Annotated in this window: 8 protein-coding genes; 5 read left to right on the top strand and 3 right to left on the bottom strand. The window is 44.8% G+C overall.

Annotated elements, in window-relative coordinates; all coding sequences use genetic code 11:
* Positions 1-307: 307 nt before the first annotated feature.
* Positions 308-1,045 carry a thioesterase II family protein gene (locus tag ACJJI5_RS12160; protein ID WP_445354145.1) on the bottom strand — a complete coding sequence of 246 codons (738 nt, stop codon included), beginning with the start codon at positions 1,043-1,045 and terminating at the stop codon, positions 308-310.
* Between the two features lie 121 nt (positions 1,046-1,166).
* Here ACJJI5_RS12160 and ACJJI5_RS12155 point away from each other — a divergent pair, with 121 nt between their 5' ends.
* A complete protein-coding gene (locus tag ACJJI5_RS12155; protein WP_445354144.1) occupies positions 1,167-2,771 on the top strand; it encodes a (2,3-dihydroxybenzoyl)adenylate synthase in 1,605 nt (534 codons plus the stop codon).
* 84 nt (positions 2,772-2,855) lie between these two features.
* Here the strand turns inward: ACJJI5_RS12155 and ACJJI5_RS12150 are convergent, their stop codons facing one another.
* Both ACJJI5_RS12150 and ACJJI5_RS12145 read right to left on the bottom strand, forming a co-directional pair.
* Positions 2,856-3,614 (bottom strand): putative outer membrane beta-barrel protein, encoded by a 759-nt coding sequence (locus ACJJI5_RS12150; RefSeq protein ID WP_444897406.1) that lies wholly within the window; start codon positions 3,612-3,614, stop codon positions 2,856-2,858.
* Between the two features lie 916 nt (positions 3,615-4,530).
* A protein-coding gene (locus ACJJI5_RS12145) for an IS3 family transposase (protein WP_445354143.1) occupies positions 4,531-5,669 on the bottom strand; the annotation gives its coding sequence in 2 pieces (ribosomal slippage) (positions 4,531-5,420 and positions 5,420-5,669; 1,140 coding nt in all).
* Positions 5,670-5,811: 142 nt separating this feature from the next.
* Here ACJJI5_RS12145 and ACJJI5_RS12140 point away from each other — a divergent pair.
* The 4 genes from ACJJI5_RS12140 (at position 5,812) to ACJJI5_RS12125 (ending at position 11,187) form a co-directional block, all read left to right on the top strand.
* Positions 5,812-7,029: a CaiB/BaiF CoA transferase family protein gene (locus ACJJI5_RS12140; RefSeq protein WP_445354142.1), complete on the top strand. Its 1,218-nt coding sequence runs from the start codon at positions 5,812-5,814 to the stop codon at positions 7,027-7,029.
* A gap of 118 nt (positions 7,030-7,147) precedes the next feature.
* Positions 7,148-8,338 (top strand): AMP-binding protein, encoded by a 1,191-nt coding sequence (locus tag ACJJI5_RS12135; RefSeq protein WP_445354141.1) that lies wholly within the window; start codon positions 7,148-7,150, stop codon positions 8,336-8,338.
* Positions 8,339-8,399: 61 nt separating this feature from the next.
* On the top strand, positions 8,400-9,371 hold the full coding sequence (locus tag ACJJI5_RS12130) for a methyltransferase (protein ID WP_444933298.1): 972 nt from the start codon (positions 8,400-8,402) through the stop codon (positions 9,369-9,371).
* A 463-nt stretch (positions 9,372-9,834) separates the two neighbouring features.
* On the top strand, positions 9,835-11,187 hold the full coding sequence (locus tag ACJJI5_RS12125; protein WP_444933299.1) for a lectin-like protein: 1,353 nt from the start codon (positions 9,835-9,837) through the stop codon (positions 11,185-11,187).
* Positions 11,188-11,267: the final 80 nt, after the last annotated feature.

Raw genomic sequence — 11,267 nt, 5'->3', positions numbered from 1 at the left:
TCACCTAAGCTGTTCATCTTCCCATCGATAACGAAACGTTATAACATATCATTTTCGAAATCAACGGGATGTTTGTTTTGGATTTGGGCGTCAGGGTGGAGAGAGTGTGTGCTACTTGTTACTAAAGAGAAATAATTCGAACATCATCAAAAATAATGATCCCGGATTAATCGAGGCAGAGATCCGCTATCTATTGAACGATGGAGAATATAGGGCCGCTCAACAGCCCTATTCTCCCGACAATTAATTTCGATAGCGTTACAAGAAACAGAAAGATTTTATACGGCCAACTTAACTTTACATGCAGTTAGGCCAAGCGTAGCTTCTGAACAATATGGCCAACCACCAGATCAGGACAATCTGACAGATAAAAATGGTTACCTGCGTATTCTTTCAATTGGAACTCACCATTGGTCCACTGCTGCCAACCCCGAGCTTCATCGGTGCTCAACTCAGGATCATCCCGTCCTAGCATCGCGGTGATGGGACAATCTAAAAGTTGGTCCGAGGACATCTTGCTGGTTTCGATCAATCGATAATCCTGGCGTATAGCAGGAAGTAGTAGAGCCCTTAACTCAGGAATTTCCAATAATTCAGGAGAGGTGCCGCCAAGCTCAATGAGTTGTTGGCACAGAGATTCATCACTCAACTGGTGTACGTTTCCAATCTTTTGAAATTGTGGAGCTTCGCGCGCAGAGACAAATATGTGTTCAGGACCGCACAATTTTTCGCGATACAAGGAGAGAGCCAATTCATGAGCAACTGTAGCTCCCATACTGTGCCCAAATACTGCCCAGGGTTTATCGATGACAGGTTTGATAGCCCTACTTAACAAAGCAATTAAAGTTTGCATATTTGTGGGCATAGTTTCATTACAGCGTTGCTCCCTACCCGGTAAACATACGAGCACCAATTCTATGGAATCTGGCAATAATTTCGCCCAAGGTCGATAAAGTGATGCTGTACCACCAGCATGAGGCAAACACAAAAGTCGGATAGCCGCTTTAGGTTGAGGGCGAGGGATTTGTAGCCAAGCGCCGGACATAGATTTATCTCAATAAGAAATTTGAAGCCGTGAATACTAACTGTTAATTCTTAATTTAGAAATCTGAAGAAGATTCAAAAAAACACTCCCCTGCTCCACCCAAACATTTCAGGAGACCAGCATGGAAAATAATTTACTTAATGGTTACACGCCTCACCCAAAGGAACTAGAGGATTTCTATCAGCAACAAGGAATTTGGGATAACCAACCTATTTGGGAGCTGATCACACGTAATGCGAAAAACTTTCCCAATCAATGCGCAGTTCGGGACCTATCGGATCAATTAACTTATGCTGAATTGGTTAATGAGGCCGATAGCATTGCTGCAGGCCTGGTGGAACAAGGCTACAAAGTTGGGGAGCGGGCAATACTCCAGTGGAGCAATCAGGTCAGTTTTATTACAACCCTGCTCGGCTTATTTCGAGCGGGACTGGTTCCTGTACTAGCTTTGCCTGCGCATCGCCAAAATGAAATATGCCATTTTGCACAGGTCTCGGGTGCCAGTATCTATATCACTTCAGGAGCGGAAAGTGATGCAAGCCGTCACAGCATGATAGAACAAATTGCTTCGCAATCTCCGACTTTTCGAGGCATATACAGTTCTGATGAAAATGACACATTCCCCTCCCTGCCCAGAAGAGAATGCCAAGGCTTCACCCCTGTTCCCGTAGACCCCAACGCCCCAGCTCTATTCCTCGTTTCCGGTGGCACTACAGGACTTCCGAAACTTATTCCACGCTCCCACAATGACTATCGCTACAACATTACCTGCGCTACGGCTGCTTGTAATTTAGGAAAAGATGAAATCTATCTGGCAGTACTCCCCGCCGCCCATAATTTTCCATTGGGTTGCCCCGGCATTCTGGGCACGCTATCCATGGGTGGGCAGGTAATATTCACCAAAGATGCAAGCCCGGACTACTGCTTTGAGCTGATAGAGCGTTACGGCGTAACCGCCACAGCCCTGGTCCCAGCACTGGCTCAAGTCTGGACTGCAGCGACAGAATGGGAAGATGCTGATTTAAGCTCTCTCCGCTTACTTCAAGTTGGTGGCTCAAAACTGAGTCCAACTGACGCCTATGCTGCGATAGATGCTTTTCCCGGTGCACTACAGCAGGTATTCGGAATGGCCGAAGGGTTGATTTGTTACACCCATCGCGAAGATAACAATGAAACCATCACCAATACTCAAGGAAGACCTATGAGTTCCCTCGATACTCTAAAAGTGGTTGATGAGTACGGGCAGGAAGTGAAAGCCGGAGAAGAAGGAGAACTGCTTACTCGCGGCCCCTATACACTGAGAGGCTATTACCGTGCAGAAGAACATAACCGACGCGCTTTTACCCCAGATGGATTCTATTGCAGCGGGGATCGTGTACGCATTCTGGACAATGGCAATATTGTAGTTACTGGACGACTCAAAGATGTTGTAAATCGGGGCGGGGAAACATTTGCATGTGACGAAATTGAAGAGCATCTACTCGCCCACCCCAGCATCCAACAAGCAGCTATCATTGCTTTGCCAGACCAAGAGATGGGAGAGCAAGTTGGAGCGACTATCGTATGTACGGATAAAGCGCCAAGCTTGCAAACGTTGCGCGACTTCTTAACCGAAAGGGGCCTGGCCAGCTTTAAGCTACCTGAGCAGCTTAAAGTGTTATCTCGTCTGCCGGTTACCGCAGTCGGGAAAGTTGATAAGAGGAAGCTCTTAGATCTTATCGATTAGTACTATTTGAGAGATTGAGCACCCATATTCATGAAAGTATGGCTTTAACCCATACTTTCATTTTAAATGAACAAGAAGTATAAATCAGAATATAAAGGATATACCAACTTGCAACACATTAAGGTTCCTTAAATCAAATTCTATATGGTCAAAGTCATTTATATAATACTCCCCCACCTTACCAACATTATGCAGCATGTATTCGGCACTTATACGGAAAGAATTATTAAAGTTGTATCGCGCACCTAGACCTACATGGAAATAGCTTTTACTGAATTCATTTGACCCATAATAGTTACCACCAGCGTAAAATTCATCCATAGTATATGACCAGTCCAGCTGCGCAAAACTATAGCCCAACAACAAATACATGCAGGACCTGTCGCAATACCAAGATAAATCCAGAGTTCCTGTAATTGAAAATACATCCAAGCGATGTTTCTGATTGACCTGGTATCGCTCAACAACTGTAACTTCGTCATCGATATAATCGATATTTTCTACCGATATCGATCGCCCTAAATTTGTTCTGCCATAGCTAAAGCGAAGTTCAAACGGGTAGCCATTGAAGTCGATCCCGATATCGACGCTGCCCCAAGGCTCACTTCCTGAACTTGAGGTTTTGTAGTAACTATATTCGTAAAAATAGTCGTAGTAGAAATATGGGTCATAAAATACACCCACAGTACGATAATCCTGCTTAACCTCCAGCCTATTAACTCCACCATTCAGTGAAATATATGGACGAAACCCCCACGGGTTTTCTAGACTACCATAGTCAGCAGCTATGGCCTCCATGGAAAAAATAAGTGATCCAATAATGACAGCTGAGTGCAGGCGCATAGTAACCTCCTTGTCGCTTTACACAACTCAAGACCCTCACAGAATCCAATACATTGATTTGTCGATATGACTAAAAGTCCTTTACAGCGGAACAAAAAACAATTTGTCAAAGCTCCCATCTTGATATCGACAAATGGTGTTCTTATGCAATGAAAAGCTATGGATTCAAAGTAAATTTGTACTCCTATAAATTTAAAAATAGCAGTTACTCCTAACTTCCAGGGCTCAATTTACTGCCAGGGTAGCGAAAGGTGTTAGCAAAGTGATGAACGGGCATAAACCAACAATGTAAGAACGAAGCCGTTAGATTTATACACGCCGTTTAAATACTCTGAATTTCAGATATAAACAACAATCAAAAACGATACTCTTATATTATTCATACTTTGATGCCGAGCAACACAAGGAGGAGGGCTGAAAATCAGGACACTCCGCGATCCCTTGCCGTTTTATGTCATTTGACCAACTATTTTATGCTGGCATAACATTTACCTCAGCATCAAGATTCTTTGTGGCAACCCCGGTCAATGAATACGAAATTGCGTCCAGGGTTGTCACGCAAAACAATATCATTTTGGCGGCGCACATTTATCGGCTATCGCATATAACTCCACCCTACTGATATGAAAACGATCCATATTCACATCCTTAAAAGCCATTAACTGGATCTCAAAGAGTCTAGTTTGCAATACCCGGTTGTGCGTTGGTGGCGCATACTTAGACTTACTACTATGTAAAAACTATTTCTCGGATCGGGATACTATTTGTCAGTCAAACCTAAGAGGAATAATTAAACACTCAATGTCCGCCGTAACTTCAATAGATCCTAATAACCAATGCAAACTTCGTACTCTCTTTTCCCACATCAGAATTACACAGTGATCTATGTTGTGGTCAACTCCAACCGGACACTTCTTCAAGCACATTTCTCAAATTCGATAGGGGCTAGGTCTCCCAGTGTTGTGTGTATTCTGCGTGAGTTGTAATAAGCAATATAGGCTCTTACATCCGCTACCGCATCCTCCCTTGTCGGATAAAGGTTTCCTGTTACCCACTCCCGCTTCAGGCTGCTGAAGAAACGTTCAGTCGGTGCGTTGTCCCAACAATTTCCCTTACGGCTCATTGAACACACCATCCCATGCTGACTCAATAACGTTTGGTAGGTATGGCTGGCATACTGACTGCCACGATCAGAGTGATGCAGGAGACCTTTTGGGGGCGAACGCAAATTGACAGCCATCATCAACGCACGAGTTACCAGGGCCGTTTCCATCTTCCGATCTAGATGCCAACCAATAATCCGGCGCGAATAGAGATCAATCACTACCGCCAAGTACAACCAGCCCTGCGAAGTCCAAATATATGTAATATCAGTCGTCCAAACTTGATTTTTAGCACTCGGTGAGAACTCCCTATTCAGAAGGTTCTCTGCGACCGGTAGGTGATGTTTACTGTCTGTCGTTATTGTAAATCGCTTCTTACGCTTTACTGCCAAGCCTAGCTTTTTCATGAGCTTGCGGACTCGATAGCGCCCGACTTCAAAACCTTCTTTACGTAACAGCTTCATTAACCGACGACTTCCGAGGCTCTGTCTAGATTCTGCAAATAGGGCCTTCAAACGATGGCATAGTTGCCATGTTTGAGCATCTATTGAGCTATTACCACGGCAACACCAATCGTAATAGCCAGTCTTACTTACCTGCATTACCCGGCAGAGCACCCTAACAGGAAAGCTGCCTTGCTGTTTTTCAATAAAGCTGTACTTTATTTCATTTCTTTCGCAAAGAAGGCGCTGGCCTTTTTTAGGATTTCTTTCTCCATCCGCAACTGCTTATTTTCACGTCGTAATCGCTCTAATTCTGCGCGCTCACCTACATCCAACCTTACACCGTCTTCTTCCTGCTTCAGTTCCTTTATCCAGCGTCGCAGGTTATTGGCTGTTGTTCCTACAGCCTCTGCTGCTTTAGAAATTGAATACCCTTGCTCAGAGACTAGCGCTACGGCGTCTTTCTTAAATTCCGGCTTGAAATACCGGCGTGTACCTTTTGTTGTCATACTTCACCTCGCTTGGTAGTTTTACCATCTTAGCGAAGTGTCCGGAAGGATTAGACCACTACACTATAAACTAATACCCACTTGTAACTAAGTGGCAAAACTTGGCTGGCCATTAATTTTGTTTGCGCAAATCAGGTATATCATGATGCTCCCTCTCCACGGAAAGCGTATTCTTTCATTCGAAACCTGGGGCGCAGGGTCCTTTCATGGCACTTTACTAGCTTTTCTGGGCGCAGAAGTAGTCAATATTGAAGACCCCAAACAAGGTGGGAATCCACTTAGAAAAATGGGATCTATCTATCTTGATGAAGCTCGCGAAGACAATGAGACAAGTGAATCGACGCTCCACAACAAGAAGAGCTTGGCCCTGGATATCAGGGATCCCACTGGCAGGGAGGTATTCTTGAAGCTTGTGAATAACTCACATGCTGTTATCGACAACTTTCGAGGTTCTTTGCCCGAAGAGTTAGGCGTTACCTATGCTGACCTCAAAGTGGCGAACCCCAAAATAGTTTGTACCCATCTCTCAGGGTATGGCAGAGACAACAATAGAAAGCACTGGCCAGGATATGATTTCCTTATGCAGGCAGAAACTGGTTGGATGTCAGTGACTGGAGAACCAGGATCGATCCCAACCAAAGTTGGCGTGTCAGTAGTGGATCTCCTGGGGAGTGTCTATTCAGCCCTCTGTACCGTTTCAGGGTTACTGAGGACCGAAGTCACAGGAAAAGGCGGTGATTTTGACACTAACTTATTCGATATTGCGCTAAATTGCCTCTGCTACCAAGGGTTATGGTTTCTCAACGAGGGGATAGTCCCAGGGAAGCAACCTCGCTCAGCCCACGCATCCCAAGCACCTTGCCAATTAGTAAAGACAGCAGATGGTTGGTTTTACGTGGCCTGCTTAACCCAGAAATTCTGGGAAATGCTTTGTCACGAACTAGGCTCCGATTTATTACAAACTAATGCCCGCTTTTTGACCAATGAAAGCAGGATGCAAAACAGAGAGCTGCTGACAGAAGCTCTAGACCAGCACTTCCAGAAGAGAACAACAAAAGAATGGTGCGCTCAAATGGAGGGTAAAATCCCCTGTGCCCCGGTCTATGATATCGCCGAGGCGCTTAACAACCCCTATGTCCAAGATAACGACAAGACTGTATCAATTCCTTATACACGCAGTACAAGCCGTGACTCAATACAATTTATAAACGCCCCCTTCTCTATTCCCGACACTCCTCCAGTGCCTTTCCAGCAAGCACCACTTTACGGAGAGAACACTCGAGAGATCCTTGGTGACTTGGGTATCCCACAAGATGAAGTGGAGTCCCTGGCAAAAGCTGGCGTGATCTATTGCTGCTGAAATGCATCGGTACTGATGAGGATAACTCCCAATTGGCCAGACCACCCTCTACCTAGGCGCCCTGTTACTACAATTTCCTCAGTTCCACCCGATACCTCACCACCCCAGGAAGACGGGATTGAACGGGAGCTACCTTAACGCTATGAACATCGGCCACCTGGATTGGAATGCCATTCTCGCCCACGCCCGCAGTCTTTCACTCTACGGTGGACCAGATATACCTGTTTCTGCCGTCTGTCTCGATGACATTCCCGTTTGTGGCCCCGTTGAACTGAAACATATCAGCCAAAATGCCGCGCAGGAACACGGAGCCATTATCATGTCTAGCGGCGGCACAACTGGAAAGCCGAAGCTGGCCTATACACCTTATCACCAGGCAATTCAAAGATTGCTCAAGGAATGGCGCCCGCTCAGCTCTCAAAGTGTTCTTCTTAATCTCTTTAATCCTGGGCGGCTATGGGGTGCACACTACTTTATTCAAACACTGGCAGAGGCTTCCAAATGCACCATTGCACCTACAGGCCCCTTTATATCTGGTGAGGTGGAGAATTGGCTGGAACTTCTACATAACATCGATGTGGACTCACTTGCTGGCGCACCCACAGGACTGGCAGATTTTGCCGAAGGTATACTAGATTCAGGCAGCCAACTCCCAATAAAGACAATTATCTGGATGGGGGAACCTTGGACCAAAGCAAAGTTGAAGGTCATACGTAAGGCTTTCCCTGATGCTGGGCTGTGGTGCGACTATGGATCGGTAGAAACCAATAGCATTGCTGTCAATTCCCCTGGGTGTGATTTGAACATATATCACCTTTTAGCGGACCAATTGATCGAAACTGACGATCAAGGCGCCCTGCTTACCCGTGTAGGTACAGGGTGGACGGTACCGATAGTGCGTTACCGGTTAGGTGACCTAATCCAAAAAGCAACTTGTCCCTGTGGTCGTCCTAATGGCCTATCTATTCAAGGGAGAGCAGATGACAATGTCGATTTATGCAGCGCCCTTCTGGACCTCAATAAGATCATAGAGCTCACCTATGAATGTGAAGGCGTCGAAGAAGTTCAACTACTTCTCAGCGGCGACCCCCAAACAAAAAAGTCTGCCGATTCAATAGTCGTTCAGTTCACAGGCACGGCAAGTGCCAACAGCATCTGTGAGCATATTTTGAACAACATTCACAACCTCGCCTCTGTTGTCAGACAGTACCCTCAGTCCTTCACAGTACAAAAAGCCGATCGACTTAAGCGTATCGAACGCACCAACAAAGTTCCCCGGGTAATTTGGAGAATGAGCGATGGGAAATAGCGGTAGAACTCAAATCATAACTCCCCCTAGTGCATCCGACGGCCCTATGTGGGACCGTCTTATGGGAAACTATAATTTTGCCTGCCTGATGGTTTCTGCAAGGTTGGATATCACCGGGCTAATTGAACGCGGTTACGATTCCTGCGAAGCACTCAGTAAGGAATTGCAGCTCAGCAATAAAGGAATGGGCTTCTTTCTGTTGATTCTGAGTCATTTGGGGTATATCTGCTTCGACAAACAACAAGTGAAAAATACAGAGCTGGGGAAATGCTACCTCTCCAAAAATAGTCACTACTATTGGGGGGAAGTCTTACTCGATCCTTTTCAAATCTATGACATCAATCACCTGGATAAAAAGATACTCACCAGCTTACAAAGAGAATATGAGCTGGAATGTAAAGGTCGCTCTGTAACCGACATGTGGCAAAAAAATGACATGGACGATGACTCAGCAGCAGCTTTTACTCATCTGATGCATTCGCAGGGGTTTGCCTCCGCAGTTGAGGCTGCTTCCTGCGGTATTTTTGAAAACGCTCAAACCCTACTCGATGCCGGTGGAGGCTCTGGAACCATTGCTCTCGCCTTCTGCGATACCTATCCTGAGCGCAATGCGCTGCTCTTCGACCTGCCGCCGGTTTGCGATATAGCAGCATTGTATATAAGTAAGTTCAAGAAAGACCAGCAAATCCAGATAGTTAAAGGGGATTTCTTTAGAGACCCATGGCCTGAGGGGTTCGATGGCATTTGCTTTAGCAATGTGTTGCACGATTGGCAGTATGCTACATGCCAAATCTTGATCGACAGAGCCTTCGCACTTTTACCAAAAGGTGGGCAGGTATTTATTCACGATATGCTCTTCGATGATACTCGTTTAACGCCAAGCTTGTTCTGCTTTCATTTGTTTATGAACCACGGCTCCCAACTATACTCAGCCAAAGCGCTTTATCGGATGCTTGAGACAGCAGGATTTGTAAATCCTCAATCATACCAGGCACTCGGCTATTTCTCGGTATTATCGGCCAGAAAACCCTAGCCCTACCCTTATTACCCTATTTTACTTATATGCTATCTATCGCTACTTCCACGAGCAGTTCGCTTTTTGATTACCATTTCGTCACCGATTGACTATTAGGGTATTAGCTAGAAAGTGTTTAACCTTTAAATAATAGTAAATAGTTTTTGATTTAAGCATTATAAAACTATAACTTTGTGAGGTGCTTCTCGTTAATACATTTAAAGTGGCTAACAGGTTATATCTTTTCGATATCATTGCTTTTGCACTCTATTGCCCTTCAGGGGTTTATACTTAAAACATTTGAAGATTATTGAAGTTCCTGATATCCGACCTCACAAGGGAGATGGGTAGAAATAAACTTCATACGTTTAGAGACGCAAGTATTGCTGCATGCGATTACTTTTATCTCGGCAGTCGTAATAGAGAGCGCAAATAAATCTGTTTAAAAAATAACAAACTCAGGCGAACAGTAGGAATAATAATGAAAAAAAACTATTCATGGCCACTCTCGAAAGGGCTAAAGAAGATTTGTATCGCTCTATTTAGTTATATAACGTTGATGAGTACACCTCTATTTGCAAAGACCGATCCCTATTCAATGTTGGTTCAATTCAACCTCTATTACGATTACGAGACAGAACAAGGTACCAATGACCACGCAAAATATGCACTCGAGCTACAACGGCGCCTGACTTACTCAACACCAATTCGCTATACACAAGTCCTTGCAACACACAACAGTTATAACTCTGATGCCTATGGTGCTATCTGGGTAGGCTCTGAACAATCTGCCAGGGTTAAAGACCAAATTGATATTGGTGCTGAAATTATTGAGCTGGACCTGCATCAGTTCAGTGGTGAACAATATTTTTGTCATGGCTCATTCTATTGTAATTTCTGGCTTGATCCTCAACGCGTTCCTATCTCTACTGTATTGGGAGATTTGAGGGATTGGGCTTACAAGCAGGATCAATATGGCACTAACCGTACAGTAATCGTACATATCGAAAATGCGGTATCGTCCGGTGCCCAGGTAACTTTTAAAAATCATCTTATAGATCAGATAGGCCTGGAATACATTTACACACCCCAAGACTATAGAGAGGACTTTCCCAATGGGATTGAAGTCACGAGCTATAAACGAACCTCACTCCCCTCTCAAGAGTTATCACGGGAGACAGTCCGTAAACATGATGGTGTAAATGGAAAAAAGAGATTCGTATTTTTCTGGACAAAAAATGACAGCAATATTAGGGATGATAATGAGTCATTCGATGTAATATTCGATGGATGGGGTGGACTGGACAGACACTGGAAGAGTGGCGATGACGATTCCCTGGATAACTGGGATGACGGCATCAACACCGTAGAACACTATGATGTCAGTGCTACAGACAGCAGATTTCAAAATAAAGGACTATGGTCTTGGGGAGAGGGAGAACCCAATGATCATGGTAACGGAGAGGACTGCGCTGTTATCAGAAGCGACGGGCGCTTTAATGACCGCCAATGTGATCGTTCCTATTCATTTGCTTGTAAGAGACGGTTAAATGGCGAACTGCATGTAAACGACTTAAAAGATGATGGCGCTATCAATTACCCTGTTATGTGGTCACTGACTACGAGTAAGTCTACCTGGTCGAATGGAGAAAGTGAATGTCAGGCACTGGGTACTCAATGGCACTTCGATGTGCCTCGCAATATGATGGAAGCGCTCGCATTGAAAAGTAAGCTGGCAGCTGCCAGTGAGACAGCAGCCTGGATTGCTTATACTGACCAGGATAGTGAAGGTACAATTGAAGGTGACTTTATAATAACAACTGTAGATTACTAAAAAGATATTGTAGGGTTCTTTGGCTTTAGGTAATTAGAGATCTACTAACTTTCAACTTGATCTGACAGTTACCCGCTTCT

The sequence above is a fragment of the Microbulbifer maximicatervae (SeqCode) genome (assembly GCF_052467955.1).
The sequence above is the reverse complement of the archived record's forward strand: the minus strand, read 5'-3'. Positions and strand labels throughout refer to the sequence as shown.

Coding starts and splice junctions, on each gene's coding strand:
- ACJJI5_RS12160 (WP_445354145.1), bottom strand. CDS start 1,045: ATGTCCGGCGCTTGGCTACAAATCCCTCGCCCTCAACCTAAAGCGGCT.
- ACJJI5_RS12155 (WP_445354144.1), top strand. CDS start 1,167: ATGGAAAATAATTTACTTAATGGTTACACGCCTCACCCAAAGGAACTA.
- ACJJI5_RS12150 (WP_444897406.1), bottom strand. CDS start 3,614: ATGCGCCTGCACTCAGCTGTCATTATTGGATCACTTATTTTTTCCATG.
- ACJJI5_RS12140 (WP_445354142.1), top strand. CDS start 5,812: ATGATGCTCCCTCTCCACGGAAAGCGTATTCTTTCATTCGAAACCTGG.
- ACJJI5_RS12130 (WP_444933298.1), top strand. CDS start 8,400: ATGGGAAACTATAATTTTGCCTGCCTGATGGTTTCTGCAAGGTTGGAT.
- ACJJI5_RS12125 (WP_444933299.1), top strand. CDS start 9,835: ATGAAAAAAAACTATTCATGGCCACTCTCGAAAGGGCTAAAGAAGATT.